This is a genomic window from Indioceanicola profundi, from assembly GCF_003568845.1.
Lineage (GTDB): Bacteria > Pseudomonadota > Alphaproteobacteria > Azospirillales > Azospirillaceae > Indioceanicola > Indioceanicola profundi.
This window is the reverse complement of sequence record NZ_CP030127.1, coordinates 632,402-658,684: the sequence shown is the minus strand read 5'-3', so window position 1 is coordinate 658,684 and position 26,283 is coordinate 632,402. Positions and strand designations below refer to the sequence as shown.

Annotated in this window: 24 protein-coding genes; 8 read left to right on the top strand and 16 right to left on the bottom strand. The window is 64.8% G+C overall.

What is annotated here, in order from left to right; genetic code table 11:
- Position 1 precedes the first annotated feature (1 nt).
- Complete coding sequence (gene ispH, locus DOL89_RS19165) at positions 2-967, top strand: 4-hydroxy-3-methylbut-2-enyl diphosphate reductase (RefSeq protein ID WP_119680962.1); 966 nt, start codon at positions 2-4, stop codon at positions 965-967.
- Here the strand turns inward: ispH and DOL89_RS19160 are convergent.
- The 8 genes from DOL89_RS19160 to flhA all read right to left on the bottom strand — a co-directional run bounded on the left by DOL89_RS19160 (position 964) and on the right by flhA (position 11,225).
- Positions 964-2,106 (bottom strand): glycosyltransferase, encoded by a 1,143-nt coding sequence (locus tag DOL89_RS19160; protein WP_225889986.1) that lies wholly within the window; start codon positions 2,104-2,106, stop codon positions 964-966. The genes ispH and DOL89_RS19160 overlap by 4 nt on opposite strands.
- Positions 2,103-2,933 carry a lysophospholipid acyltransferase family protein gene (locus tag DOL89_RS19155; protein ID WP_119680961.1) on the bottom strand — a complete coding sequence of 277 codons (831 nt, stop codon included), beginning with the start codon at positions 2,931-2,933 and terminating at the stop codon, positions 2,103-2,105. Before DOL89_RS19155 ends, DOL89_RS19160 begins: the two co-directional genes overlap by 4 nt.
- A 19-nt stretch (positions 2,934-2,952) precedes the next feature.
- Positions 2,953-4,503: a phytoene desaturase family protein gene (locus tag DOL89_RS19150; RefSeq protein ID WP_119681365.1), complete on the bottom strand. Its 1,551-nt coding sequence runs from the start codon at positions 4,501-4,503 to the stop codon at positions 2,953-2,955.
- Between the two features lie 52 nt (positions 4,504-4,555).
- Entirely contained in the window at positions 4,556-6,121 is a 1,566-nt protein-coding gene (crtI, locus tag DOL89_RS19145; RefSeq protein ID WP_119680960.1) for a phytoene desaturase family protein, read from the bottom strand.
- 596 nt (positions 6,122-6,717) lie between these two features.
- Positions 6,718-7,149, bottom strand: coding sequence for a hypothetical protein (locus DOL89_RS19140; RefSeq protein ID WP_119680959.1), 432 nt, complete (start codon positions 7,147-7,149; stop codon positions 6,718-6,720).
- Between the two features lie 89 nt (positions 7,150-7,238).
- Positions 7,239-8,318 carry a flagellar biosynthesis protein FlhB gene (gene flhB, locus DOL89_RS19135; RefSeq protein ID WP_119680958.1) on the bottom strand — a complete coding sequence of 360 codons (1,080 nt, stop codon included), beginning with the start codon at positions 8,316-8,318 and terminating at the stop codon, positions 7,239-7,241.
- 3 nt (positions 8,319-8,321) lie between these two features.
- Positions 8,322-9,083, bottom strand: coding sequence for a flagellar biosynthetic protein FliR (locus DOL89_RS19130; RefSeq protein ID WP_162937686.1), 762 nt, complete (start codon positions 9,081-9,083; stop codon positions 8,322-8,324).
- A 75-nt stretch (positions 9,084-9,158) separates the two neighbouring features.
- Entirely contained in the window at positions 9,159-11,225 is a 2,067-nt protein-coding gene (gene flhA, locus DOL89_RS19125; protein WP_119681364.1) for a flagellar biosynthesis protein FlhA, read from the bottom strand.
- A gap of 250 nt (positions 11,226-11,475) precedes the next feature.
- On the opposite strand from flhA, the gene DOL89_RS19120 reads away from it, so the two are divergent.
- From DOL89_RS19120 to DOL89_RS19110, 3 genes are read left to right on the top strand one after another with little or no spacing between them, the layout of a single operon-like run.
- A complete protein-coding gene (locus DOL89_RS19120; RefSeq protein WP_119680956.1) occupies positions 11,476-13,719 on the top strand; it encodes an ATP-binding protein in 2,244 nt (747 codons plus the stop codon).
- Positions 13,720-13,733: 14 nt separating this feature from the next.
- A complete protein-coding gene (locus DOL89_RS19115) occupies positions 13,734-14,177 on the top strand; it encodes a response regulator (protein ID WP_119680955.1) in 444 nt (147 codons plus the stop codon).
- Positions 14,178-14,227: 50 nt separating this feature from the next.
- The gene (locus tag DOL89_RS19110; RefSeq protein ID WP_162937685.1) at positions 14,228-16,426 is read left to right on the top strand and encodes a PAS domain S-box protein; all 2,199 of its coding nucleotides are present in this window, start codon (positions 14,228-14,230) and stop codon (positions 16,424-16,426) included.
- 12 nt (positions 16,427-16,438) lie between these two features.
- Here the strand turns inward: DOL89_RS19110 and DOL89_RS19105 are convergent, their stop codons facing one another.
- The 5 genes from DOL89_RS19105 to DOL89_RS19085 are packed head-to-tail and all read right to left on the bottom strand — an operon-like array spanning position 16,439 to position 18,599.
- Positions 16,439-17,155: a lysozyme family protein gene (locus DOL89_RS19105; protein WP_119680953.1), complete on the bottom strand. Its 717-nt coding sequence runs from the start codon at positions 17,153-17,155 to the stop codon at positions 16,439-16,441.
- A gap of 3 nt (positions 17,156-17,158) precedes the next feature.
- Entirely contained in the window at positions 17,159-17,422 is a 264-nt protein-coding gene (gene fliQ, locus DOL89_RS19100) for a flagellar biosynthesis protein FliQ (RefSeq protein WP_119680952.1), read from the bottom strand.
- 13 nt (positions 17,423-17,435) lie between these two features.
- The gene (locus DOL89_RS19095) at positions 17,436-17,747 is read right to left on the bottom strand and encodes a flagellar hook-basal body complex protein FliE (RefSeq protein WP_119680951.1); all 312 of its coding nucleotides are present in this window, start codon (positions 17,745-17,747) and stop codon (positions 17,436-17,438) included.
- An 11-nt stretch (positions 17,748-17,758) separates the two neighbouring features.
- The gene (gene flgC / locus DOL89_RS19090; protein ID WP_119680950.1) at positions 17,759-18,178 is read right to left on the bottom strand and encodes a flagellar basal body rod protein FlgC; all 420 of its coding nucleotides are present in this window, start codon (positions 18,176-18,178) and stop codon (positions 17,759-17,761) included.
- A gap of 19 nt (positions 18,179-18,197) precedes the next feature.
- Positions 18,198-18,599: a flagellar basal body protein gene (locus tag DOL89_RS19085; RefSeq protein WP_119680949.1), complete on the bottom strand. Its 402-nt coding sequence runs from the start codon at positions 18,597-18,599 to the stop codon at positions 18,198-18,200.
- A 159-nt stretch (positions 18,600-18,758) separates the two neighbouring features.
- Between DOL89_RS19085 and fliI the strand changes: the two genes are divergently transcribed.
- The 4 genes from fliI (at position 18,759) to DOL89_RS19065 (ending at position 24,617) form a co-directional block, all read left to right on the top strand.
- A complete protein-coding gene (gene fliI, locus DOL89_RS19080) occupies positions 18,759-20,153 on the top strand; it encodes a flagellar protein export ATPase FliI (RefSeq protein WP_119680948.1) in 1,395 nt (464 codons plus the stop codon).
- Positions 20,154-20,461: 308 nt separating this feature from the next.
- Positions 20,462-22,261, top strand: a complete 1,800-nt coding sequence (locus DOL89_RS19075) for a TonB-dependent receptor plug domain-containing protein (RefSeq protein WP_162937684.1) — start codon at positions 20,462-20,464, stop codon at positions 22,259-22,261.
- Positions 22,262-22,305: 44 nt separating this feature from the next.
- Complete coding sequence (locus DOL89_RS19070; RefSeq protein ID WP_162937683.1) at positions 22,306-22,812, top strand: YfiR family protein; 507 nt, start codon at positions 22,306-22,308, stop codon at positions 22,810-22,812.
- A gap of 8 nt (positions 22,813-22,820) precedes the next feature.
- Complete coding sequence (locus DOL89_RS19065; protein WP_119680945.1) at positions 22,821-24,617, top strand: ATP-binding protein; 1,797 nt, start codon at positions 22,821-22,823, stop codon at positions 24,615-24,617.
- Here the strand turns inward: DOL89_RS19065 and DOL89_RS19060 are convergent.
- From DOL89_RS19060 to DOL89_RS19050, 3 genes are all read right to left on the bottom strand, one after another.
- Positions 24,603-25,436, bottom strand: a complete 834-nt coding sequence (locus DOL89_RS19060; protein WP_119680944.1) for a DUF1217 domain-containing protein — start codon at positions 25,434-25,436, stop codon at positions 24,603-24,605. The two genes, DOL89_RS19065 and DOL89_RS19060, sit on opposite strands and share 15 nt — an antisense overlap.
- On the bottom strand, positions 25,433-25,759 hold the full coding sequence (locus DOL89_RS19055; protein WP_119680943.1) for a hypothetical protein: 327 nt from the start codon (positions 25,757-25,759) through the stop codon (positions 25,433-25,435). The genes DOL89_RS19060 and DOL89_RS19055 overlap by 4 nt, the downstream gene beginning before the upstream one ends.
- A 72-nt stretch (positions 25,760-25,831) precedes the next feature.
- Entirely contained in the window at positions 25,832-26,278 is a 447-nt protein-coding gene (locus DOL89_RS19050) for a flagellar biosynthesis repressor FlbT (RefSeq protein WP_119680942.1), read from the bottom strand.
- Positions 26,279-26,283 lie beyond the last annotated feature (5 nt).

Genomic DNA, 26,283 nt, shown 5'->3' with positions numbered 1-26,283 from the left:
TATGGATAAGACCGCCCTCACCGTCCGCCTCGCGGCTCCCCGCGGCAGTTGTGCCGGGGTAGAGCGCGCCATCACCATTGTGGAGCAGGCGCTGGAGCGCTATGGCGCACCGGTCTATGTCCGGCACGAGATCGTGCACAATGCCTTCGTGGTGGACCGCCTGCGAAGCCTGGGAGCCGTTTTCGTGGACGAGTTGGACCAGGTGCCAGACGGCGTTCCCGTGATCTTCTCCGCCCATGGGGTATCCAAATCCGTAGCGGCAGAGGCGGAGCGTCGGGGGTTGCTGGCAGTGGACGCCACCTGTCCCCTGGTCGCCAAAGTCCATAGGGAGGTGGAGCGGCATCACAGGGCCGGGCTGCCCGTCGTCCTGATCGGCCATGCTGGCCACCCGGAGGTGGAAGGCACGCTGGGCCAAGTGCCGGAAGGGGCGGTAAGGCTGCTGGAACGGCCGGAAGATGTGGATGCGCTGAATCTGCCGACGGACAGCGCCGTCGCCTACGCCACCCAGACCACATTGTCGGTGGATGAGGCGCGGGGGCTGGTCGATCGCCTGTCTGCCCGGTTCCCCCGTCTGGTCGGGCCGGCCAAGGAGGACATCTGCTACGCCACGTCCAACCGCCAGCAGGCGGTGAAGGCGATTGCACCGACCGTAGAGGCTCTGCGCGTCATCGGCGCTGCGAACTCCTCCAATTCCAACCGCCTGGTTGAGGTGGCCGCCGCTCACGGCTGTCCGGATGCACGGTTGATCACGGGAGCCGACGATCTGGATTTCGACCGGCTGGACGGAATTAGGACCCTCGGCCTGACGGCCGGCGCCTCGGCGCCTGAACTGTTGGTGCAGGGCGTCCTGGACGCGTTGCGGTCCCGCTACACGGTGACGGTGGAGGAGGTGCGCGTGGCGGAAGAGACGACAATCTTCCGCCTGCCTCCCCTGCCCGAGAGGGAATTTCCCGCGGCGGCCGACTAGCTCTGCGCGCCAGAATAGGTCCGGCCCCGCCAGACCGCCGGTCTGCCCTTGCGGTGGTTGAGGAGGGCGGACCACTGGATGGCCAGCATCAGAACCACGCCGGCCGGGTGGAGGAGAACGCTCTGCCAGTCCTGCCGGAATCGCCAGGCGAGCAGGCACCGATACGTCAGAACCGATGCGATCGCACCCGCGGCATAGGCCAGTGTCGTCACGTCGCCGGTGAAAGCGGCAGCGGGAGCCAGTAACCAGGGCAGGAGATGGCCGCCGGCCAGCAGCACCGTCCAGACAGGCAGCGCAACCGGTGTCGCCATGCCTTCCGTCGCATTCTTCGAGAAGCCGTTCCAGACATCGTCCCAGCCACGGTACATGCGGCAATGGGCGAGACGGGTCGCGTCGAAGATATCCGTCATGAAGCCGGCCCGGCGGAATGCGCGCGGCAGGGTGACGCCATCATGCAGGCTGCCGCGGATGACGGCATGTCCGCCGACCTGCCGGTAGGCATCTGCCCTCGCCATCATGAACTGCCCGCATCCGGCTCCGAATCCGGCAGAGCGGAACAGCCGCATGAAAGCCATGGGCAGATAGCCGAGCAGGAGCACATGAATCTGCGGCACCACCAGCCGCTCCGCCATAGTCTCCGTCAGTTCCTGTGGGAACCCGCTGACAAGGCCCAGATCCGAGCGGCGCAGCAGGAAAGTGGCTCCCGCAGCCGCAGCACCGGGGCGCAGCCTCACGTCCGCATCCTGGTACAGCAGGATTGGATGACGGGCGCGGAGGCCAAGAACATCGCAGGCGTGCTGCTTACCCGACCATCCGGGCGGCAGGGGCGGCGCCTGTTCCAGCCGGACCCGGCGATCGGACGCTGCGATGTCCCTAACGATCATGCCGGTCCGATCCGTCGAATGGTCGTCCAGCACTACAACCTCCAACTCCAAGCCTGTGCTGGACAGGGCGGCACGGACAGCATCCCCGATGTTGGATTCCTCATTGCGGGCCGGGATCAGGATGGAGACAGCCGTGCCTGGCGGAGGAGCATCCTTCGGGGTGCGGAACAGCAAGAGGTTCCAGAGGCCCAGTAGAAGTGGTAGAAGGGCGAGCGCCAGGGCCATGGCCGCGATGCCTTCCATCAATCCGGTCATGGCAAGTCTCCCCCTCTCCGCGTAGCAGCGCTGTGGGACGGATCGAAGCGCTTCCCGCGGGTCCAGTGCCGGGCGCGCCGCCATAGATCGTAGATGCCGCCTATCCCCGTCCTTCCCTCCAGCAGCGGCTGGAAGGCGGCGGGATCGCGGGCCATCGCATCCGCAGCCAAGGCGTCCATCGTGTCGGTGAGCCGGAGTTCCAGCAGAGCCTGCCATTCGGTGACAGGAAGGTCGCTGAAAGCGGCGCCATCGATGGCAGTTCCAAAGCGGCAGAGCGCCTCCGGCAACTTCTCATCCCAGTAGGCGTATTCCAGCGCCAGCGGTAGGATGGTCAGCCTCGGGTGGCGCAGGATCAGGTGGGCCAGCCCGCCCCGCAGTCCCGCCGGCCGCACCCGGACGTCGGTGAACCTGCCCTGGGCCGTCACCCACAGCATGGATGCAGGGTCCTCCAGCAGGCGGGTGGCGGTCTTCATGAAGGCGATAGCCCCAGCCGGCGTATCCGGGACCACTGGAAACAGTCCGATGCGCTTCATGAAGCCGTACTGCTGCAATGCCCTTGCGTCCATGGGCCCGAAACCCCGACGATCCGGGAAGCACTGGCCGGCCAGGACGATCAGAAAGGCGGCGTCCCACCAGCTCGGATGATTGCAATAGACCAGGACCGGCTTGTCGGCCGGCACCTCCGGGATGCCCGGCGCTGCAATCCGGACACCATGAAAAGACCGCCGCATCGCGCGCCTCATCACGCCGCTGAAGAAGCGCACCATCCGTTCCGACCGCAGGGCAGCCGGGTCGGGCAATGCGGGGTCCGGGCGCTCCCGTGTCATGGGCGCACCGAGACCATGGTCATGCCGCTCCGGCTGGAACCGGCGCTGCCAGGGCGGGCATATCCTGATCCAGGCTGTCGGCCGCGATCCAGCCGGACATCATGACCATGGGCATGCCAGGGCCGGGGTGGGCTGCGCCGCCGGCCAGATAGAGGCCGCGTATATCCCGGCGCCGGTTGCCCGGTTTGAATGCGCCAAGGAACCGGCCGTGGCTGGCCAGACCGTAAATCGCGCCGTTCAGCACCCGGTAACGGTTATGGATGTCCTGCGGCGTCAGATGCCGCTCCACTTTGATCCGGTTCTCGATATCGGTCAGACCGGCTGTCCGTTTGAGCTTGTCCAGGATCACCTGCCGGTACCGGGGCAGCATCTCCCGCCAGTCATGGTGCGGACGGAGATAAGGCGTGTGCACCAGCACGTAGAGCGCCTCTCCGCCGGGCGGAGCGACGCTGGGCTCGGTCCTGGCCGGGGCGGCAAGATAGCAGGTGGGATCGGGGGCTGGTTCGCCCTTGCGGTAAATCCAGTCGAATTCCTCCTCCGCGTCGCGGGAGAAGACGAAATCATGGTGAGCCAGATGCTCATAGGCCCGGTCAAGGCCGAGATAGAGCACCACCCCGGAGCAGGCCGGCTCGAACTTGCGCTTGGCATCGATGGGACGCGGGGCGGCGTCGCCCACCAGCTCCCGGTAGGTTCGGACAGCATCCATGTTGGATATGACCGCCGACAGGCGTACGGTCTCGCCGCCAGCGGTCTCGACCCCGGACACGGCCCCGCCTTGTGTCAGAATCCGCGTCACCTCGGTCCCGGTACGGAATTCAACGCCCAACTCCCTGGCCAGCTTCTCAAGCGCCTGCGGAACGGCCCGGGTGCCGCCCATCGGGTACCAGAGCCCGTCATTCATCTGCATGTGGGCGATGGAACAGAGGACCGCCGGCGCTCCGAAGGGATTGGAGCCGACATACTGGACGAAATGGTCGAGCATCTGTGCTGCGCGCTTGTCAGGCACATGCTTGCGGACCGTGCCGCCGACAGTCTGGCCCATGCGCAGAGCCATGACGTCGGACAGGGTCTTGATATCCAGGCTCCGGCGCATATCCAGCGTGTCGCCCAGATCCTCCACCGACTTCCAGAAGAAGAACCGCTCCGAAATGTCATGCAGCCGTTCGGACAGCGCGATGAAGCGGCGGTATCCCTCCCCGCTTCCAGGCGACATCCCATCCAGCGTGCCCGCCATCCGCTCCACATCTTCCGAAAGGTCGAGGACGGAACCATCATCGTAGAAACAGCGCCACTGCGGGTCCAGTCGGCGCAGGTTCAGCGCCTGATCCATATCCCGGCCGGCTTCCGTGAAAATCCGCCTCAGGACCCGCGGCACTGTGAGAATGGTCGGTCCCATATCGAACCGGAACCCCCCCTCCTCCAGTACGGCAGCCTTGCCGCCCAGCCATGTGTTGGCTTCGAACAGCACCACGCGACGGCCGCGGGCCGCCAGCGTGCAGGCTGCGGCCAAGCCGCCCAGCCCGCCGCCGATGATACCGACGGGAAGCTCCTCGGCCGGCTTGCGTACGATCCCGTCCACGCTGCTCTCCTATCCAGTTTTTTACGCCGCAGCCGTATGCTGCTCAGTCCGCGCCGGCGCCGGCCAGATGGCCGGCGATACTGTCGGTGGGGATCACCTCCGCCACCTGGGGCATGCGCAGACCCAGATCCTCTCCCACCAGCTTGGCGGTGATGCGCGCACCCTCGAAGATCACTGGCAGACCGCTGCCGGGATGTGTGCCGCCGCCGACCAGATAGACCCCGTCCAGATCCTCGAACCGGTTGCGCGGTCGGCGATGCAGCATCTGATCCAGGCTGTGGGCAAGATTGAAGGTGGCCCCTCGGAATACCTGCAGATCCTCCGCCCAACCCTGTGGGGTTATGCTGCGTTCAACACGGATGCGGCTCTCCAGGTCCCGGATTCCCAGCCGTTCCAGCCGCTTCATCACATGGGCGCGATATGCCGGGGCCGCCGTGGCCCAATCGATTCCGCCCGCCAGATTGCCGACCGGAACCAGGACATACAGCGTGCTGTGCCCCGCCGGGGCGAGCCCGTCATCGGTCACGCCAGCATTCTGGATATAGAGGGACGGTTCCTGCGGAAGGATTTTGCCCTCTTCGATTTCGGAGAGATTCCGGCGGTAATCCGCAGCCAGCAGAACGGTGTGGTGATCCAGATCCACCTGCCCTTCGATCCCAAGATAGAGCATGTAGGTGGAGCAGGAAAACTTCTTGGTCGCGATCTTCGCGTCGGACCAGCGTCGCCGCAGCCGGTCCGGCACCAGCCTGTTCATCGCCTGCGCGAAGTCAGCACCGATCACCACCGCATCCGCCGGATATTCGGATTCCGAGGTGACTACGCCCTTGGCGCGGCGACCGTCGAAGGTGATCGACTTCACCTCCTCGCCGAGCTGAATCTGCACCCCCATCCTCCGGGCCACGCGAGCCATGGCGTCCATGACCATGTTGCAGCCGCCGCGCGGGTGCCAGACGCCGTGCTCATGCTCAAGGAATGAGAGGATGGTGAAAAGGCTCGGGCACCGGAACGGGCTCATGCCGAGATATTTGGACTGGAAGGAGAAGGCCAGCCGTATCCGCGGGTCCTGAAAATAGCGCCCCAGATCCTCATCCACGCTCGCCCACGGACGCAGATGGCGCAGGGCTTTCAGCACGGGCGGGGCCATGAGGTCGTGCAAGCCGCGGAAGGGCCGCTCCAGCACCGGCCGGAAAGCCTCCAGCTTCATCCGATTGTCCCGCCGGAACAGCTCCAGGCGCGGCGCGTCTTCCGGAGAAAGGCGCGCAATCTCCGCCGCGAGCTTGTCCGGATCGTTCCAGACCCTGAGATCTTCCGTATGACGGCCGGCCGCGTCTTCGAAGGCGAGCCGGTAGAGCGGATCCAGGCGGATAAGCTCCACCTCCCGGTCCAGGTCGGCGCCGCATGCCCTGAAGATTTCACGCAGGATGCGCGGATAAAGGAAGAAAGTCGGCCCGATGTCGAAGCGGAAACCCTCGGCCTCAATGCATCCGGATCGGCCGCCGACCCGATTTTGCCTTTCGATAAGGGTGACGTCCGCCCCGCCTGCCGCCAAAAGCAGGGAAGCCGTCAGGCCACCCGGGCCGGCACCGATCACCACCAGTCTACGGCTCATCCAATCCCCACATCCACTTCGAGAACCTGTTGGCGTGAAGTTGATGGTGGAACGGAATTCGCCACTGTCCAGGTAGCTCACCCGACTGGGAAGGCCGGAGTACCACCTCGCCAGATCAGGATTGCTCCATCCGGATTAGACGGCGACACCCCATGCCATAGCTTCTTCCCGTTTCCCGCTGGATGCAGCTTTTGAAGCATTCGGCATGAGGGCGATTCTGATTTGAAGCCGACAGAAGGGTCCCTCTGCTTCAAAGGTCGGAATTGAGATGAGTCCAGGCCAGCGGCAGGTAGCCCCCTCTGCGACGGGGGGCAAAAGCCAGTGGGGTGGTTCGGGTGGGAGGGGTGGTGTTTCTAGAGCTTATTGCTGATCTTCATGCTTAGCCGTCTACGCGTAGACGGTTTATTACAGTCTAAAACTAATAGCAGCCTGCCCACTCCGCCCAAAATACCCACATCAAAAACAATACCACTCCAAACAAAGCGGCATCCGGTCAAAGAGGCCCACCTCTGCACGCCCCTTACAACCAGCCAAGCGCATTCAGCCCCGTACTCAGGCCACATCCATGCGGTGATTAGACGAAACCACCTGATGTATCATGCCTTTGGGCGCCAGGGTGGCTCCGGCTGTTCCATCAACTCGCCATTGTCATCCACGCCAGATCGCCGGTCCCGGCTGGCGCGCCGCCAACAGGTTTCCAGGCTCCAGAATGAGCCCATCTCATCCTTCAGCGGGATCAAAGGCCCGAGTTCGGCCGGGTCCACCAGACCGAGATCCAGTACCCGCCGGATCAGCAGTCGGATCGCCCTGGATCGGGACGGCGGCGACAGGTCCGCTCCATCATCACGCCCACAGGGCCGGCGCTTGTAGTCGTCGATCGCCAGCTTGTCCAGCAACGCGATTTCGATGTCGTTCAGGTGCGCCACGACGGACGTGCCACGCCGTCCGCTGCGGTCCTCGATGTTGCGCTGCCGCCAGCGCCGCTGCCGTTCGCGCTTGCTGATACGTGCCCGTGTCACCGCATCCATGCCGCCCTCCCCCACCGTGGTCCAGACCAGGAGAGCAGGCAGGGACTCGCCGGGTCAAGTCCGGCACCGGCAAAGCGACGAAACCAGTGTCAGGTCTGAACCGCGCTGGCCTTCAGGCTGACCACATAACTGATGACCTCGGCCACCGCGATGTAATGTTCGGGTGACACCTCCTCGCCAATCTCGACGGACTTATACAAGGCCCTGGCAAGAGGCGGGTTTTCGACGATGGCGATACCATGCCCGCCTGCTACTTCGCGGATACGGAGCGCGACCAGATCCGTCCCCTTTGCGACGCACTGCGGGGCAGGCGCCTGGGACAGGTCGTAGCGGAGGGCAACGGCGAAATGCGTCGGGTTGGTAATCACCACGGTCGCCGTCGGAAGCTCCGCAAACATGCGTTTGCGTGCCCGGTCGCGGCGGAGTTGTTTGATCCTGGCCTTGAGGTGCGGGTCGCCTTCCGACTGCCGGAATTCGTCCTTCAGTTCCTGCAGGGTCATACGCTGCTGGCGACGCCAGGAGATGTTCTGCCAGACCAGATCGACCAGAGCGATGGCAAGACTCGCCACCAGGACGGCAAGGAGAAGGCGCAGCGTAACGTCCGTCAGAAGACCGGCAATGGCTGCCGCATCAGCCGAGGCCATCATCTCCGCACGGTGCAGTTCCGGGCCGATGACCACCGCCAGCGCGACAGTAACGGCCGCCACTTTGGTCAGGCCCTTCAACCACTCGACCAGGGTCTTCAGCGAGAACAGCCGCTTCCAGCCCTTCATCGGGCTGATCCGTTCCAGCTTCGGCTGGATACGGTCGCCCGCGACCAGCAGATTGCCCTGGATGAACGCCGCCGCCAGCGCAGCTCCGACCAGAACCGCCGCTGCCGGCAGCAGGATAAGTCCAGCCTTGCCCAGCAAATAGGACAGGACACGGAATCCGTCCGCAGGATTGGAGAGGACGAGCCCGGGAGCATTCTCCACAAAGGGCAGCAGCAAGTCCGCCATCTCGGCGGCCATCCCAGGCCCCAGTCCGCCGAACAGGATCAGTGCTGCGAGAACCATGCCGAGTGTGTAGAGGTCGCGGCTGATCGGCACGTCGCCGCGTCGCCGCGCCTCTTCCAGTTTCCGCTGCGTCGGCTCCTCGGTTTTCTGGTGCTGGTCCTGGCTGTCCGCCATGTCTCATCCACCAAAGCGCGCGAGTTGCGTGCCGAAAGCGGCAAGGAAGCCCGTCAGCACGGCGGTCAGCGTGATCGCCAGAAGTACCAAGCCTCCCAGGATGGAGACCGGCAGGGCGATGAAGAAGACAGCGAACTGCGGCATGGCCCGGTTGATCAGCCCGAGTCCGACATTGTAGACGAAGCCCAGCACGAGGAACGGCGCGGAGAACTGGGCGGCCAGGCGGAATGCCGTGCTCACCGCCTCCGTGGTCAGTTTTGCGAGATCCGCCAGAGCTGGCACAGTGGCCGCAGGCATCAGGCGGTAACTCTCATAAAGAGCGCCGATCATCGCATGGTGCAGGTCACTGACGAAGATCAGAACCAGACCACCGATCATGAGATAGCCCCCCACAACCGATCCGGCCTCGAACCCTGTTCCAGGCAGGGCGAAGATGTTCGAGAGGCCTGCCGTCTGGGCGATGAGCTGGCCCGCAATCTGTAGGGATGCAAACAGAATCCGTGCCGCCACACCGATCACCATGCCGGCCGCGAACTCTCCGAACACATGGCGTAGTATGTCGGACGGTGCCGTGGGCGGGCCGGCGGGCAGCCCGCCAACCACGGCTGACAGGGCCAACGCCACCGCCAGGGCCGCTGCCAGCCGGGCGCGCAACGGCACTGCCATTTCCCCGAAGCCGGGCAGCATCGACAAGGCCGCCCCCACCCGCACGAACACAAGCAGGAAAGCGTAGATTTCCCCTGTCAGAATCTGCTCCAGCGTCATGGGCCGGGAACCGTTCCAATAGTGTGGTTCATCTCCATCCTGCAAGTCCATGTATCCACAGCGAAATTCAGCATCTCAGATCTGGTCGATGGTGGTGACGGGCGCCTTGCGATGGAGTTCGTTATGGCAGATTACCGGCGTGGAGGGGCTGACCCGCTCAAGCAGTGAGCGCACGAAGGGGCGCGCGGCCGGGGCAACCAGCACAGCCGGCCAATGGTCGCTGCCGGCATGCGCCTGTATGCGGCTGCGGGCGGCCAGCAGGAATTCCTGGACCTGGGATGGCGGCATGACGAAACGCCGGTCCTCTCCCTCCTCGACGATGTTCTCCAGGAACACGGTCTCCCATTCTGGGCTGACCACGATCACCGGGATGAAGCCGTCCGCGGTCATCAGCGCTTGGCATATCTGGAGGGAAAGCCTTGAGCGAACATGCTCTGTCATCAGGGTGACGTTGCGGGTCCAAGCGGCGGCTTCCGATATTCCTTCCAGGATGATGGGCAGGTTCCGGATGCTGACCCGCTCCGCCAGCAACGCCTGGAGCACGCGCTGGACCACCGACAGGGTCACCTGCCCCGGCACCAGATCTGCGACCAGTTTCTGATGCTCGCGGTCGAGTTCGTCCAGAAGCCGCTTGGTGGCGGCATAGGACAGCAGCGTCGGCATGTGTTCCTTGACCACCTCCGCCATATGGGTGGTCACCACACTGTCCGGATCGACGACAGTGAAGCCCTTCAGCTCCGCCTCCTCCGTCAAGGCCGGGTCGATCCAGCGGGCGGGCAGATTGAAGGTGGGTTCCCGCGTATCCAGGCCGGGAATATTGATGCCCTGATTCCGCGGGTCGATGGCCAGCATCTTGCGCAGTTGCACCTCGCCTTTGGCCACAACCACGCCCTGGATTGAAATTTCATATCCGTTCAGCGCCACCGATGCGCTGTCCCGCAGCCGCACGGACGGCAGCAGAAAGCCGAACTCCGTGGCGAAGCGTTTGCGCAGCCGGCGGACCTTGGCGGAAAGTCCCGTGCCGGGGTCCAGGATCATGGAGACCAAGCCGCTGCCCAGCTCCAGCCGGATGTCGTCCACGCGCAGCATGTCGGCCACTGGTTCCTCCGCCGTGGGAGCCTTGGCGGCCAGCAACTCCTCATGCTTCTTTGCTTCCTCCTGCTGGCGGGCATAGCGCGGCAGGTGCCAAGCCAGCCCGCCGGCGGCGGCGGCGAGCAGCAGGAAGGGCGGCATCGGGAGACCGGGCGTCACGGCCAGCAACGCCATGAGCCCGCCAGCCACCGCCAGCGCCTTCGGATAGCCGCCGAGCTGCCCCAACAGCGCCTCGTCCACGGACCCGCGATTACCGCCCTTCGACACCAGGATGCCAGCGGCCAGGCTGACGATCAGGGCGGGAATCTGCGTGATCAGCCCGTCGCCGACGGTCAGCACCGTGTAGGTGTGGGCCGCCTCGCCAAAGGGCAGCCCATGCTGCGCCACACCGATGACAAGCCCGCCCAGCACGTTGATGGCAGTGATGATCAGGCCCGCCACGGCATCGCCGCGCACGAACTTGGATGCACCATCCATGGCACCGAAGAAGGCACTTTCCTGCTCCAGCTCCTGGCGTCGGTGACGGGCCTGGGATTCGTCGATCAGGCCAGCCGACAGGTCGGCGTCGATGGCCATCTGCTTACCCGGCATGGCGTCCAGGGCGAACCTGGCGCCAACCTCCGCGATCCGACTGGCGCCCTTCGTGATGACGATGAAATTCACCACGACCAGAATGGCGAAGACGATCAAGCCGATGACAAAGTTCCCGCCGATCACGAAGTTGGCGAAACCCATGATGACATGGCCGGCCGCATCCGTTCCCCCGTGCCCTTCCGACAGGATCAGTCGCGTAGAGGCGAGGTTCAAGGACAGACGGAGCAGAGTCGCAATCAGAAGAACGGTTGGGAAGCTGCTGAAATCCAAGGGCCTTGTGATCCAGAGCGCAACCATGAGAATCAACACGCTGATCGCCATGCTGAGCGCAAGGCCGATATCCAACATCCAGCTCGGCACCGGCAGGATCAGCACCGTCAGAATGAAGACCAGCCCCAGGGCGAACATCACGTCCCGATGGCGGAGGCCGATCGGGATGGCGGTAGCGAAGTTCATGAAGCGGTCGTCCAAGGAGATGGAAGTCGGCGCAGCCTAGTCGTCCGGGGTAAAACCCGGGTTCAAGGCGGCCACATGCTTACGGCGCCGCGGGCCAGTTTTATGAAGCATTCCTAATACATCGGCCCAGCCTAGCCGAAAGGCGTAAGCCGGTCTGCCGCTCGCATTAGCTTACCGACCGGGTTAGGGTTCCGACCCGCAGAGGTGCTCCGAGGAGGCCTGGCTCCGTATCCGAACGCTGATGCTCTAGATGAAGACTGGCCCAATTCCCCCTTCCTTGGACGCGCCGGATCTGTCGGCGTGCGCCAAGGAGCCGATTCACATACCGGGAAGCATCCAGCCTTACGGTCTCCTGCTGGCCATGGAACCCGCCTCGCTGACGATCATGCAGGCCAGCGCGAATGCGGCAGCCGCGGTTGGAAAACCCGATCTGCTTGGCAGCCGCCTCCACGATCTCCTGCCTCTCGGCTCCGACCGGCTGGCCGAGGACCTGCGGGCCGTCCAGGAGGGTTCAGCCCACTATCTCGGCCCCGTGACATTCGCCTCGGATAGCCAGTCCTCCACTTTCTACGCGGTGGGATACCGCTCCGGCCCTTCCCTGGTGTTGGAACTGGAGGAACGGAAAGGACGTCGCACCGGCTCCTTCGAAGACGTCTATCCGATGGTCCGTGCGTTCGTGGAGGAACTGCACGAGATGCGATCGGTAGATGCGCTCTGCGAGCTTGCGGCGCGCGAGGTACGGCGGATCACCGAATTTGATCGCGTGCTGGTCTACCGTTTCGACCAGCACTGGAACGGAACGGTGGTGGCGGAAGACCGGAACGATCAGCTTCCCTCCTACCTGGATCTTCGCTTTCCAGCTTCCGACATTCCGGCCCAGGCGCGGGAGCTTTACCGGCTGAACCGGGTGCGCCTGATCGCCGATGCGAACTATGAACCGGTGCCGATCGAGCCGGCTCTCAGCCCACTTACCGGCCAGCCGCTGGACCTCAGCCATTCCGTGCTGCGCAGCGTATCCCCAGTGCATCTGGAGTATATGCGCAATATGGGGACCGCCTCCTCCATGTCCTTCTCCGTGCTGTGCGAGGGGCGACTCTGGGGCCTGGTTTCCTGCCATAACAAGGCGCCGCGACGGGCGCCGTTCCATGTCCGTGCGGCCTGCGACCACATCGCCCAGATTTTCGCCCTCCAGGTCATTGCAAAGGAACGCGCCGCCGACACCGAACACCGGATGGGTCTGCGGACTGTGCAGGTGAAGCTGCTCGGGCACATGGCGGAGGAAGATCGGTTCTTGAACGGGCTCTCCCGCAACCCGGTGGAGCTAATGCGCCTCACCGGGGCCGATGGCGCAGCCATCATGTTCGAGGATCATGTCTCGCTGATCGGACGGACGCCGACGGAAGCTCAGGTCCGGGCCATTGCCGAATGGCTGGATGGCCGGTGCGACCGCGAACTGTTCGCCACCAACTCGCTCCCGGGGGAAATGCCGGGCGCGGAATCGATGAAGGACACGGCCAGCGGTGTCCTGGCCGTCTCGATTTCCCAGCTCAAACCGGACTATCTGATGTGGTTCCGTCCCGAAGTGGTGGAGACGGTGAAGTGGGGCGGCGATCCTCAGAAGGCGGCGGAGGTCACGCCGGCCGGCGCCCGCCTCCACCCCCGCAAATCCTTCGAAATCTGGAAGGAGACGGTGCGCCAGACATCCAGCCCCTGGACGGATGGCGAGAAGGCCGCGGCGGAAGAGCTGCGTTCGGCCATCGTCAATGTGGTGCTGCGCAAGGCCGAGGAACTGGCGTCCCTGACCGGTGAGTTGCAGCGGAGCAACCGGGAGCTGGAGGCCTTTTCCTATTCCGTCTCCCACGATTTGCGCGCCCCTTTCCGCCATATCGTGGGCTATGCCGAGCTGCTGCGCGAGCGGGAAGCGGACCGGCTGAGCGAACGAGGCCGCCACTATCTGGCCTCCGTCACTGAGGCCGCCATATCCGCCGGGACCCTGGTCGACAACCTGCTGAGCTTCTCCCAGATGGGGCGCATCGCGCTCAGCCTCACCAGCGTGAACATGACCCAGATGGCCGAGGAGGTTCGGCGGCGTCTGGAAATCGATGCCCGCGGCCGCGACATCGAATGGCGCATCGGCAATCTGGGCATGGTCCAAGGCGATCCGAACATGCTGCGGCTTGTGTTCCAGAACCTGCTGGGCAATGCCATAAAATTTACCCGCGGGCGGTCCAACGCCATCATTGAGCTGGGCTGCCGACGTGAAAATACCGAGGTCATCTTCCATGTCAGGGATAACGGCGCCGGGTTCGACATGACTTATGTCGACAAGCTGTTCGGCGTGTTCCAGCGCCTTCACCACGCTGAAGAGTTCGAAGGCACTGGAATCGGCCTCGCCAATGTCCGCCGGATCGTCGAACGCCATGGTGGCCGCACCTGGGCCGAAGGCGCGGAGGGTATCGGAGCAACCTTCTACTTCTCGCTTCCCGTCGACTGAGGGAAAGGCACACCATGCGCAATCTGAAACCTATCCTTCTTGTCGAGGACAATCCAAAGGACGTCGAGCTGACCCTCGCCGCCCTGGAGAAGTGTCAGCTGGCCAACGACATCGACGTTGCGCGGGACGGGGCGGAGGCGTTGGATTACCTGTACCGCCGTGGCCGGCATGAGGCACGCAATACGCCTGATCCGGTGGTGGTCCTGCTGGATTTGAAGCTGCCCAAGATCAATGGGCTTGAGGTCCTGGAAAAGCTGAAATCCGATCCGGCCATGCGCCAGATGCCGGTGGTGATGCTGACCTCCTCCCGGGAAGAGCGTGACCTCTACCGGAGCTATGACCTCGGCGTGAACGCCTTCGTGGTCAAGCCGGTCGATTTCTACGAGTTCTATAGTGCCATCAAGGACCTCGGCATGTTCTGGGGCATCCTGAACGAACCGCCGCCGGCCCGCGTGTAATGAGCGCCGCCGAAGCCGATATGTCGCCGAACCACGGAAAGCCAGGAACCGTGCCAGCCGCACCAATCCGCATCCTTCATCTGGAGGACAGCACCATTGATGCCGATCTGATCTCGGAGCGGCTGACGATGGGAGGAATTCCGCACAGTGTAGAGCGGGTAATGACGCGGCCGGATTTTGCTACGGCACTGGAGCGGGGCGGTTTCGACCTGATCCTATCCGATTTTTCCCTGCCCGCCTTTGACGGCATGTCCGCGCTTGCAATGGCGCAGACGGCGGCCCGGGATACGCCTTTCGTCTTCGTCTCCGGGGTGCTTGGAGAGGATGTGGCGGTGGAATCCCTGAAGCGCGGGGCCACCGACTTCGTGGTCAAGCAGCGTCTGGAACGCCTGCCGGCGACGGTACTGCGTGCGTTGGATGATGCCCGCCGTCGGGCGGAGCACCGGCAGGTGCTGGCAGCATTGCAGGCCAGCGAGGCACGCCTGCAGCGCGCCGTCGCGGAAGCGCCCTTCCCCATCATGATCCATGCCGAGGACGGCCAGATCGTCCAGCTCAGCCGCGCCTGGACCGAGATCACCGGCTTTACGTCGGACGAACTGCCGAACATGGAGGCCTGGAGTCGGCTGGCTTACGAGGGCCGGCCCGAGGAACTGCGGGGCGGGTACACGAAACTCTACGATCTCGATAGCCGAAGCGACCATGGCGAGTTCGAGATCTGCACCCGAAACACTGGCAAGCGGATCTGGAGCATCGCATCCTCCCCCATCGGGACGGATGCCGCGGGACGGCGGCTCGTCGTCTCAATGGCCGCCGACCTGACCGAGCGCAAGGCGGCGGAGATGGCCTATCGCGACAGCGAGGAGCGTCTACGCTTGGCCTTGGAAGCGGCGCAGGCCGGCACATGGGACTGGGATGTGGCGGTGGACTGCTTTGATTGGTCCGAAGAGTATGGCCGTCTCTGCGGGCTGCCGCCGGTGGCGGAGTCGGTCGGGCTGGATGCCTGGCTTTCCTCCGTTCATCCCGACGACCGGGAGCCTCTGCGGCACGGCATCGATCAGGCGCTGGACGGCCACCGATCGGATTTCCGTCTGGAATACCGCGTCGTCCACCCCGAGAAGGGCACGCGCTGGCTGCTTGGCCTCGGCCGTGCGACCTATGGGGAGGACGGCGCGCCCCGCCGGATCACCGGCCTCAGCATCGACATCACCGAGCGCAAGGAAGCGGAGGAGCGTCAGCTCCTGCTGGCCCGCGAAGTGGATCATCGGGCCCGGAACCTGCTCGCCGTGGTCCAGGCCATGCTGTCGCTGACCAAGGCCAACACGGTGGAGGATTTCGTCTCGGCCGTTAAAGGACGTGTCGCCGCCCTGTCGCGCGCCCATGCCCTGCTGTCCAGCAGCCGCTGGGCCGGCGTGGAGTTGGCGAAGCTGGTGACCGAGGAGATGAATGCCTTCGGCGGCGTCGGCCGCGTCCATGTGGAAGGCCCCCCAGTCACCCTGCATCCAGAGGCGACACAGGCTGCCACCGTAGTCCTGCATGAGCTAGCCACAAATGCCGCAAAGTACGGAGCCCTGTCCGTGCCGGAGGGTCGGCTGGACCTGATCTGGCATTTCGAAGGTAAGGACGTCGTCCTGTGCTGGCGTGAGCATGGCGGTCCCACGCCGACACCGCCAACGCGCAAGGGCTTCGGCAGCCAGATCATGTTCGCCAGCGCCCGCCAGTTGGGCGGTGAGCTGAAGCAGGACTGGCGGCCGGAAGGGCTGCTGGCGGAACTGCGCATTGCCGCCATTAATGTCATGAGTTCCGCAGCGCCCAGCGGCAGCAAGGATCACACGGCGGTGAACGGCGTCGCCGTGCCGCCCGGCTCCCGCATCCTGCTGGTGGAGGATAACGGGTTCGTCGCCCTGGAGGTGGAGCGCCTGCTGCGTCAGCTGGGGTGCGAGATCGTGGGGCCCGCCCCGACCCTTGCCCGCGCCCTGGAACTGGCCCAGGCGGCGGAGCGGCCGGACGCGGCTATTCTGGACGTTCATCTCGGGGCTGGGGCGGACAGCTTTCCCGTGGCCCAGGTGCTCCGGGACCGCGGCGTGCCCTACCTGTTCTGCACCGGATATGACCGGCCGGTCATCGGCGGGATCGCGGAAAGCGATGCGGAAGTCATCGCCAAGCCGATCCAGTTCGATCAGCTTGCTGGCGCGCTGGGTCGCATCCTGGCGCCCGCGGATGTGGAGGATGCGGAGTCGACGCCGGCCTAGCCTGCCGGCCATTCACCGCGATGAGGGCAGCCGCCAAGTTCCCGCACTGCCCGGCCCGGGAGCATCATCGACCTTCCGGGTCCGGGCCGGCGGCGGAACGCTGCCGACAGGCTTGCGCGTCGGCATGTCCGCCAACTCATGCCGCCGCCGCATCACCATGCGCAGATTGTCTGAGACCCGCTCGAAGTAGGCATCGCCCTTGCTGTCCGTCGCGGAGTGATAGCGCCGGACGGATCGACTCCAGTTCCGTAGGTCGCCGTGGTGCCGTTTCAGCAGGCCCGCCGCATATGCGACATTGGCCTCCGGGTCGAATGCAGTTTCAAGATCGGGGAAAGCTTGCGGATGCCAATGCAGGTTCACCTGCATGCAACCGACATCGATGGACCGCACGCCGCGGGCGCGCAACGTCTCCACAAACCGCACGGCGGATGACTTGTCGGCGAAGAACCGGCCCTTGCCCTCCGCATTGACTGTCCAAGGCCAGACTGTCAGCCGTCCGTCCAACCGGCGTCCGGCCTCGGTCATCCCAATGGCCAGAAGAAGCCGGCCGGGCAGCCGCACATCGCGCTCCGCCGCACGGATCTGATCAAGACAGGCAGTTTCCGGTCCGGCTGCCCCCTCCGCAACGCCTGCGCTTGCCAACAGCAGCAGCATGCCGAGAAGAACGGCCGGTATTGCCGCCACGTTGCGCCTCCGCGTCTTGAAGAAGTAGCGGCGGCCAGTCGTCATGGCTCAGGGTCCTGCGATGCGCGCCACCACCTGCTCCGTATAGGTGGACAGCACAGCGAACATGAAAGGAAGCGCCAGAACGGTGCAGGCCAGAATGGCCACGATCTTCGGCACGAAGCTCAGTGTCGCCTCCTGCACCTGGGTCAGCGCCTGCAGCAGGGAAATGCCAAGCCCGACGAAAAGCGCCACAGCCAAGGGAGGGGCGGCCGCCCAGACCGCGGTCCAGATCCCGGATCGGAGAAGCTCGAGCACATCGGCCTCGTTCAAGCCGTCCTCCCTCTCAGATCGGCATGCGCATGATGTCTAGATAAGCGCTGACCAGCTTGTCGCGCACGGCAACGACGGACTGAACCGTCATTTCCGCCGACATCACGGCCTGGACCACCTCCTGTGCACTGGCCTTCCCCTGCATGCCGGCCGCCGCCGTATGCTCTCCCTGCCGCACTGTGTTGAGAGCCGTGCGAACAGCGTTCTCAACATAGCGGGAAAAGTCGCCGCGTTTGGGCGCCGCGACGGTGCTGGCCGCCTGGATGCCGGACAGCTTGCCGGCAGCATAGGCCTGCGCGACGCCCTGGGCTGGAACCACCAACATCGCTGTTCCCCTCAGCTACGCAGCATATCAATGGTGCGGCCGACCATGCCGCGCGCCTGCTGCAGCAGGTTAAGGTTCGCCTCGTAGGAGCGGCCGGCCTCCCGCATGTCCATCATCTCGGTGAGCGCATTGACGTTGGGCAGCTTCACATAACCCTCGGCGTTGGCAGCCGGATGGCTGGGATCGTGCCGCAGAGTGAAGGCGCCGGTGTCCCGGCCGATCCGCTTCACCTCCACTGCGTTCGCGCCCAGCGCCTTGTCCAGGACGCTGGCGAACACCACGGTCTTGCGCCGATATGGATCGCCTCCCGGCATCTCTGCGGTGGAGTTGGCATTGGCCAGATTCTCGGCCACGACGCGCAGGCGCGTGGCCTGCGCCTTCATGCCGGTGGCTGCGATCCCGAAGGAGGCGGAAAGCGGATCGAAGGTCATGGGATCGTCTCCTTCGGTATCAGCGGGTGGTCCAGGCCTGGCGGAGCATCCCGACATGCTTCTGGAAGATTCCTGTGGCGAGGTCGTAGGCCTGTCGCACCTCCGCCGCTTTCATCATCTGCTCTTCCAGCACCACGCCGTTGCCCGCAGGCGCTGTCTCATAGGTCGGAACCCGGCGATCCTCCCGGAACGGCTGCGGCGCACGGGTGCCGGTCAGATGCATTGGACTGGTCTGAACGGGGGATATGTTTCCAGCGGCGTGGCGCACGGCGGCCTGAAAGTCGAAGGCCTTCAGATCGCGGGCGCGGAAACCGGGCGTATCGGCATTGGCCACGTTCTGTGCGATCACCTGATGCCGTGCGCCCAGATATTCCATGCGCCGGCCGGCGAGATGAAACAGGCCGATTGAGGACAGATCCATGGCCGAAGTCCTGTTTCCTGTTTGAAAACCCGGGCCGATGCTTTCACGCCCCGGTAAAAGCGGTGTTTAAGTCAGCGCCGCCGGTGGTCTACCGCTTTAAGCCCCTTTAAACGCTGCCGGACAGGATGGGATGGAAACCGCGTCCGAGGACCCTGTCCCATGTCCATCCTCGCCGGCCTGCTGGCCGACATTGAGCAGTTGCCCCGTTTCAGCTTCCACGGCCAAGTCGCCGCCTGCACCGGCATGACGGTGGAGGTGGAGGGGCTGGAACGCCGACTTTCGGTGGGCGATGCCTGCCGGGCGATCGCCCGCAACGGACGGTCGACCCCGTGCGAAGTCGTCGGCTTCCGGGGAGACCGGGCCGTGCTGTTGCCCTTCGGCCCTGTCGACGGACTGGGGCTGGGATGCAGGGTCGAAGCCGCGACGGAAACCGTGGTCCGACCGGGGGAGGGCTGGTTGGGCCGCGTCGTGGACGCTTTCGGACGCCCGGTCGATGGCAAGGGGCCGTTGGTCCGCGGGGACGGAAACCGATCGCTGCGCGCCGGACCGCCGCATGCCTTCCAGCGCCGCCGGATGGGGACGCGGCTGGATACCGGGATTCGCGTGCTGGACAGCTTCGTGCCGCTGTGTCGCGGGCAGCGGCTTGGCGTATTCGCCGGGTCGGGCGTCGGCAAGTCCACGCTTCTCTCCATGCTGGCGCGGTCCAGCGCCGCCGATGTCAATGTGATCGGCCTGATCGGGGAGCGCGGACGCGAAGTGCAGGAATTCATTCAGGACGATCTGGGACCGGAAGGCCTTGCCCGGTCGGTGGTGATTGTGGCGACGGGGGATGAGCCCGCTCTGACCCGCCGACAGGCGGCCTACCTGACGATGTCAGTCGCGGAGTGGTTCCGGGACCAGGGTCGGGATGTTCTGTGCCTGATGGACAGCATCACCCGCTTCGCCATGGCACAGCGGGAGATCGGGCTAGCGGCCGGGGAACCGCCAACCACCAAGGGCTATCCGCCCACAGTATTCGCCGAATTGCCGAGGCTGCTGGAACGGGCCGGCCCAGGGATCGAGGGCACAGGCGATATCACCGGCCTCTTCACCGTTCTGGTGGAAGGCGGCGACCATGATGAACCCGTGGCGGACGCTGTGCGCGGTATTCTGGACGGCCATCTGGTCCTGACCCGCCAGATCGCGGAACGCGGCCGGTACCCTGCGGTGGACGTGCTGAAAAGCGTCAGCCGCGCACTGCCCGGCTGCCACAGTGCTGAGGAGAATGCCACGGTATCTGCCGCCCGCACCCTCCTCTCCCGCTATGGGTCCATGGAGGAGATGATCCGCCTGGGAGCCTACCGGGCCGGAAGCGATGCGGAACTGGACCGCGCGATCCGGGCAATGCCGGCCTTCACCGCATTTCTTGCCCAGCCCAAGAGTGAGGCAACGCCGGCCGCTAACAGCTTTGCAACCTTAGCAGATATTCTTTCGGAACCCGAACCGGCAGCTCCGCCACAGGAAGAACCGGCCAAGTCCGGCCGGAAGGGCCAGCCCAGACCTGGGTCGAGTTGAGCCGTAAATGCCCTGTTCGACTGGCTGGGGAAATGGGGGCGTAGCTCTTACGGCATAGATACCGGAACAGGCGCATTGGCGACTATGCAGGCATTCGAAGCGGTGCTACTCCCGATTTCGGCGATCTGCGCCACATTCTGCCTGATCCATTGATGATGTCCATCCAGCCCAGCCCCATCCCCGCCGGTTCCTCTGCTGCCGATAAGCGACGCTGGAAAACAAGCCGGCTTTCTATTCTGGTCGCTGTTTCAGTAACCGTCTGGGTGTCCAATGTACATGCGTCGGTTGATCCAGCCGATCTTGCGCTTATGTCCATCGACGAGCTGGTCAAGGTGGAAATCACGTCTGTTTCCCGCCGGCCCCAATCCGTCGAGAATGCACCGGCAGCAGCCTTCCTCATCCGGCAACACGATATCCGGCGCTCAGGCGCCGTGAACTTGGCAGAGGCGCTACGGCTCGCTCCCAACCTGCACGTCGCCCGGCTTGAGACACTGGGCTACAGCATCTCCGCTCGCGGCTTCAACGGCTATGACACCGCCAACAAGCTGCAGGTTCTGATCGACGGGCGCAGCATCTATTCTCTGCTTCATTCCGCCGTTTACTGGGATGCGCAGGACGTCTTCCTCCCCGATCTGGACCGGATCGAGGTGGTCAGCGGCCCCGGCGGAACGCTCTGGGGCAGCAATGCCGTCAACGGCGTCATCAATGTGGTCAGTAAGCGTGCCCTGGATACCCAGGGCGCCCTGGCCAACATCACGCTCGGCACCAAGGATCGCCGAGCCTCCGCCCGCTATGGCGGAACCCTTGGCGACCGCGCCGCCTACCGGTTCTATGTCCAGGGATTCGAGCGGGAACACCCGAATCCGCTGGCGGGCATCGACCTGGGCGACGACTGGAACGGCTTGCAGGGGGGCTTCCGCGTCGATCTGGACGGCGGCGCCGACAGCTTCACGGTCCAGGGGGATGTTTCCGACTTCGAGACGGAAGTGGAGGTGGCCGGCCTTCCCACATTCCACTGGGGACTGGAGGGGGAGAACGTTCTGGCAAGATGGCGTCGTGATCTGAACGGAGGCGCGGCGCTTGAGCTGCAAGGCTATGTGGACCGTTCCCGTCGCGACTATTTCGGCGTGGTGGAGCGGGTAGACACCTATGCGACGGAGTTTCAGCACAATTTCGCCCCGTGGGAAGGACATCGGATCGTCTGGGGCGGCGGGCATCGCATCATCAGGGATGACTTCCGCAACACCCTGAACGCTTTCGTGCTGGACCCCCGCAAGCGCTGGCTGAACCTGAGCGACGTCTTCGTCCAGGATGAGATGGCGCTGACGCCGGAACTGGCGCTGACACTTGGGCTGAAGCTGGAGCGCAGCAGCTTCACCGGCTGGGAGTATCTGCCGAACGCCCGTCTGGCATGGCAGGCGCCGGAAGGGGCGCTGCTGTGGACGGCGGTGTCGCGTGCGGTCCGGACGCCGTCGCGTGTCGACCGCGAACTTGTTGCGCCGGGCGTACTGGTGCGGGGCAGCTTCGGTTCGGAAAAGCTGATCGCCTTCGAAGCCGGCTACCGCGGCCGGCCCCTTGATCGCACCAGCCTATCCGTGTCGACCTTCTTCAATGTCTATGACGATATCCGCACGACGGAGCCTGTCACTACCGCCCCGCTGCCGCTGGCCCTGGCGAACGGCATCAGAGGGGAAAGCTGGGGCGTGGAGGTATGGGGCGAGTATCTTCTGACCGACTGGTGGCGGCTCAGCGCGGGCGCCACTATCCTGCGTAAGGATTTCCGCCTCAAGGGCGGGCGCAACGACAGGGCGAACTTCGCCGCCGTAGGAAATGATCCGGACTGGCATGGACAGGTCCGCTCCCGCATGAACCTGGCCGGCGGCTTGGAACTGGATCTGGCGGTGCGGACGGTAGATGATCTTTCAGCCCCTGCCCTGCCCGGCTATACCTTGGTCGATGCCCGCCTAGGCTGGCGCCTGCTGGATTCGCTGGAGCTGTCGTTGGCGGGAGACAACCTTCTGAATGAGCGGCATACGGAGATGACGGAGAATCCGGCCCGGCGGGTCTTCGGCCGGACCGTTCAGCTCCGCGCCCGCTGGAGCCTTTGACGGTGCGCCGGATCTGCGCACCGTTTCTGCTGATGATAATGGGATTGTTGCCTCTTTTCGCAGGAGCGGCAACGAGAGAAGAGTCGCTGGAGTATCCGGTGAAGGCGGCCTTCCTGACCAAATTCGGAGAGTTCGTCACTTGGCCGGAGGAATCCTTTCCGGGTCCGGACGATCCGGTTGCCGTCTGCGTCATGGGTCCCGATCCATTCGGGGCCCATCTGGACCGGATTGCGGAGACCCAGACCGTTGGACAGCGACCCATCACCATCCGCCGCATGGCTCCCCCGGATGAGGCGTCCGATTGCCACATCCTGTATCTTTCGACGGAAAGGGAGGATGCGATCCACGATATGCTGCGCCAACTCGCCGGCAAGCCCGTTCTGACAGTGACAGATGCGGCCAACGCCGGTGACGCGCGGGGTGTTGTTCATTTCGTAATCCGCGACAACCGGGTCCGCTTCCATATCGACAGCGGGACCGCGGCCCGCAACGGGCTGACGATCAGCTCCAAGCTGCTGAGCTTGGCGCTGACCGTCACGAAACGGGGTTGAGAGGGCGCATGGACAGCATGGGCGGAACGCCGAGACGCTGGCGCCTGCTGCCATCTGTTGCCCTGGCCAGCGCGCTTTTCCTGCTCCTGGCCGGCTTCCTGCTCGCGGTGCAGGGTGAGCGTCTCTACCAGGACCAGAAGGCCCGGGAAATCGGGACCCAGGCCCAGATCCTGGCCGCCAGCGTCGTGGCCGCGCTTTTATTCGAGGATGAGGTTGCCGCGCAGGACTATGTAAATCCCCTGGCCGCCAATCCCGATCTGCGCGTGGCCGGCGTCTACGGAGCCGATGGCAGGCTGCTCGCCGGCTTCGCCCGGTCCGGCGAGCTGCTCCCCGATGAGCCGGGCAGCGTGCGCGGACCGATCCTGAACGGCAACGATCTGAAGGTGGTCGTACCAGTCATCCAGAACGGCAAGGAGGTTGGCGCCGTTCTTCTGCGCAGCACCATCGATCCGGCCTTCCGCCGGCTGGTCCGGTACGGCGCCGTGGTGGTGCTGGCCGTCATGGCGGCGCTGCTGGTCGTCGTGCTGGGGGCCGCGCAGGCCACCATGAACCGCGCCAACGCCACGCTGGCCTCCCAGGCCAGGGATCTCGCCGCCGCCAACCGCAATCTCCAACTCCAGATCGAGGAGCGGGAAAAGGCGGAGCAGGCGTTGCGGCAGACCCAGAAGATGGAGGCGCTGGGCCAGCTTACCGGCGGCGTCGCGCATGACTTCAACAACCTGCTGCAGAGCCTGTCGGGATGTCTGTCGCTGGTGCGCCGCAGGGTGGATAACCAGGAGGTCCATAAAATCCTGGACGCCGGTCGTCAGGCCGTCGAGCGGGGCGCAAAACTGACGCAGCAGCTCCTGGTCTTCGCCCGGCGGCAGGCCCTACGGCCGCAGCCGGTCGATGTGCGGGACCAACTGCTGGGAATGTCCGAGCTGCTGGCCCGCGCTCTGCGGGCCGATATCCGGCTGGAGCCCGATCTGGCGTCTGACCTCTGGACGGTGGAGGTGGACCCGACGCAATTCGAACTCGCCATCCTGAATCTCAGCGTCAATGCCCGCGATGCGATGCCGAAGGCGGGATTGCTGCGGATCGAGGCCAGGAACATCGCGCTGCCATCCGACGACCCGGAAGAACCCGCCCTGTCGGGCGAATTCGTGCGGATCGCCGTGCGTGACGATGGCACCGGCATGACGCCAGAAGTGCAGGCCCGCGCCTTCGATCCGTTCTTCACTACCAAATCGGTCGGTAAAGGGTCCGGCCTGGGCTTGAGCCAGGTCTACGGCTTCGTGCAGCAATCGGGCGGTGCAGCGCGGATCGAAACCATGCCGGGACAGGGCACTGCGGTCATCCTGTACCTGCCGCGCTCCCACAAGAAGCCTGACGTGCCGCAGCCGGTGGAGGAGCGGAAGCTGGGGCGCGCTCAGGGCCGAATCCTGCTGGTCGAGGATGATCCCATCGTCAGCTCGCTGGTGGGCACGATGCTGGAGGATCTGGGCTATCGCATCGCGCGCGCCGGGACTGCGGACGAGGCGATGCAGATGATTGCTTCAGGCTTTCCGGCCGACCTGCTGCTGTCGGATGTGATCATGCCCGGGCGGGCAACCGGCCTGGATCTGGCGCGGGATGCCCGGCGGCGGCGGCCTGAGCTTCCCATCGTGCTGATGACCGGCTACAGCGAGGAGATCGCTGGAGGCACCGAGTTCACCGTGCTGTCCAAGCCCTACACGCTGGATGCGCTGGTGACGGCCCTGGAACGGGCCGCCGCAGGCCCCAGAAGGGACGCGGGGCCGATGGAAACCCAGTCAGATCCGGCGTAGCCGGCTTGCCGCCAGGATGGTTGAGGGATCGAGCGTCACCCGACCGCTACCCGCATTCAGAAGCTGCAGAATCGGGCTTTGAGGTCCCGCGGGCCCGCCTGTCCGCACATCCGACATGACCATGAACCGCTCGATCAGTTTGCCGACCTCCGCCGGGTCCTGAAGCTTCTTGATGTCGAGCTTGTCCTTGAACATGTCCACCTGCCGGTCGACATCGGTCTTGCTCATCTCCTCCGGCAGGTTTAGCGCCGCCCGCATCACCTGCGACAGGGCGGGATCGGCCAGCACGTTGTACCAGTTCTCGATCTGGCCAGCCTTGCGCTGGAAATACAGCCCTAGCCGCAGGGCTTCGTTCGACTGCCCTGCCTGCTCCTCGAACCGCTGCGTCATGTAGCGGTCGACGAGCTGCTGTTGGAAGGCTGGAAGCCCGGCCTTGATACCGCCGTACTTCGGAAAATTGAAGGCGGCAGCCAACTCCTTGAAGCGCGGATCGGACATCCGGTTGGCGAAGGAACGGGGATCATCCAGATCGCTCTCCATCACCTTCTTCAGCAACGCCTTGGCGTAGGCCTGATCCTCCATGCCGAAGGCGGTGGCGACGAACCGCAGAAGCCGACTATCGGACACGAGGTCCTCGGCGCTTTTGACATTCCCGATTTCGGCGCGGAAATAGGCCACATCGCGTTTGACCTGCGGCTGCTCCGCCAGCATCTGCATCTGCCGGTCCGTCGTGCGCTGCAACAGGCGCAATTGGACCAGGGAGGAACCGCCGCCGCCCGTGACGATCCCACCGCCATATCCCGATATGCCGCTGATCATAGCTTGACCTCCCGCTCACCGATGGGCCGTTCTTCCGTCTGTTCCGCGGATTCCGACGGTGAATAGCCCGGCGGAATCCGCAGCAGCACGCCGCCCGTGCGCGGGTCCAGCACCTCGGTGAAAAGGCGGCTTGTTTCCGGGTCGAGCTGCACCCGATAGGGGCGATAGGCGGGGGACGGCTCGATGGGGGGCGGAGGCGGATCGGGCTCCTGCTCCTCCCGCGCCTCCCGGGTGCGTGCTTCGGTAACCACCCGTTCCGCCACACGCGGGCGGGCAGCGGGTTCTGCGGCGGTGACGCCCTCCACGGATTTGCGTTCGCTCATGCTCCCCTCCTGGCGCGGCACCCTCGCAGAGACGAGCCGCACAGCCGGCCTTGCCGCCCCGATCGTGGGCGCCTACGCACGCGCCGACGCTTCTGCCGGCGGTTTGGCCGTATCCCTGTCCTGCTGATCTGCATCGGACAGCAGCATCGCCTCGTAGGCGATGACCGGCCGCAGAGCGGCCAGCGCCTTGTAATGGTCCCCGTCCCTGACAAATCCCTGCGCTTCCGCCAGATGGCATCGCATCTCGGAATCACGGATGGCGGAGGCGAGTTGGGCCATGAGCGGCTCATAGACCTGCTGATGGCCGGTCATGTTGGCCGGGTCGATCAGCATGGCCTGAATGGCGTAATAGGCCCGCTTGACGGGCGTTGTCGCCTCTTCCGGCTGAAGGATGCTGCGGCCGGTCATCACCTGGGCGTGGTTGGCCAGCGTCACTGTGTTGCGGTGGCGGCCGTTCTCGATCACCACGCCATTGACGACGAATTTCTCGTACGGCTTCAACTTCAGCTTCAGCCCCATGGCAC

What these genes read in the sequence shown, in the direction of transcription:
- ispH (WP_119680962.1), top strand. Translation starts at nt 2, where the DNA reads ATGGATAAGACCGCCCTCACCGTCCGCCTCGCGGCTCCCCGCGGCAGT.
- DOL89_RS19160 (WP_225889986.1), bottom strand. Translation starts at nt 2,106, where the DNA reads ATGACCGGATTGATGGAAGGCATCGCGGCCATGGCCCTGGCGCTCGCC.
- DOL89_RS19155 (WP_119680961.1), bottom strand. Translation starts at nt 2,933, where the DNA reads ATGACACGGGAGCGCCCGGACCCCGCATTGCCCGACCCGGCTGCCCTG.
- crtI (WP_119680960.1), bottom strand. Translation starts at nt 6,121, where the DNA reads ATGAGCCGTAGACTGGTGGTGATCGGTGCCGGCCCGGGTGGCCTGACG.
- DOL89_RS19140 (WP_119680959.1), bottom strand. Translation starts at nt 7,149, where the DNA reads ATGGATGCGGTGACACGGGCACGTATCAGCAAGCGCGAACGGCAGCGG.
- flhB (WP_119680958.1), bottom strand. Translation starts at nt 8,318, where the DNA reads ATGGCGGACAGCCAGGACCAGCACCAGAAAACCGAGGAGCCGACGCAG.
- DOL89_RS19130 (WP_162937686.1), bottom strand. Translation starts at nt 9,083, where the DNA reads ATGACGCTGGAGCAGATTCTGACAGGGGAAATCTACGCTTTCCTGCTT.
- flhA (WP_119681364.1), bottom strand. Translation starts at nt 11,225, where the DNA reads ATGAACTTCGCTACCGCCATCCCGATCGGCCTCCGCCATCGGGACGTG.
- DOL89_RS19120 (WP_119680956.1), top strand. Translation starts at nt 11,476, where the DNA reads ATGAAGACTGGCCCAATTCCCCCTTCCTTGGACGCGCCGGATCTGTCG.
- DOL89_RS19115 (WP_119680955.1), top strand. Translation starts at nt 13,734, where the DNA reads ATGCGCAATCTGAAACCTATCCTTCTTGTCGAGGACAATCCAAAGGAC.
- DOL89_RS19105 (WP_119680953.1), bottom strand. Translation starts at nt 17,155, where the DNA reads ATGACGACTGGCCGCCGCTACTTCTTCAAGACGCGGAGGCGCAACGTG.
- DOL89_RS19095 (WP_119680951.1), bottom strand. Translation starts at nt 17,747, where the DNA reads ATGTTGGTGGTTCCAGCCCAGGGCGTCGCGCAGGCCTATGCTGCCGGC.
- flgC (WP_119680950.1), bottom strand. Translation starts at nt 18,178, where the DNA reads ATGACCTTCGATCCGCTTTCCGCCTCCTTCGGGATCGCAGCCACCGGC.
- DOL89_RS19085 (WP_119680949.1), bottom strand. Translation starts at nt 18,599, where the DNA reads ATGGATCTGTCCTCAATCGGCCTGTTTCATCTCGCCGGCCGGCGCATG.
- fliI (WP_119680948.1), top strand. Translation starts at nt 18,759, where the DNA reads ATGTCCATCCTCGCCGGCCTGCTGGCCGACATTGAGCAGTTGCCCCGT.
- DOL89_RS19075 (WP_162937684.1), top strand. Translation starts at nt 20,462, where the DNA reads ATGTCCATCGACGAGCTGGTCAAGGTGGAAATCACGTCTGTTTCCCGC.
- DOL89_RS19065 (WP_119680945.1), top strand. Translation starts at nt 22,821, where the DNA reads ATGGACAGCATGGGCGGAACGCCGAGACGCTGGCGCCTGCTGCCATCT.
- DOL89_RS19060 (WP_119680944.1), bottom strand. Translation starts at nt 25,436, where the DNA reads ATGATCAGCGGCATATCGGGATATGGCGGTGGGATCGTCACGGGCGGC.
- DOL89_RS19055 (WP_119680943.1), bottom strand. Translation starts at nt 25,759, where the DNA reads ATGAGCGAACGCAAATCCGTGGAGGGCGTCACCGCCGCAGAACCCGCT.
- DOL89_RS19050 (WP_119680942.1), bottom strand. Translation starts at nt 26,278, where the DNA reads ATGGGGCTGAAGCTGAAGTTGAAGCCGTACGAGAAATTCGTCGTCAAT.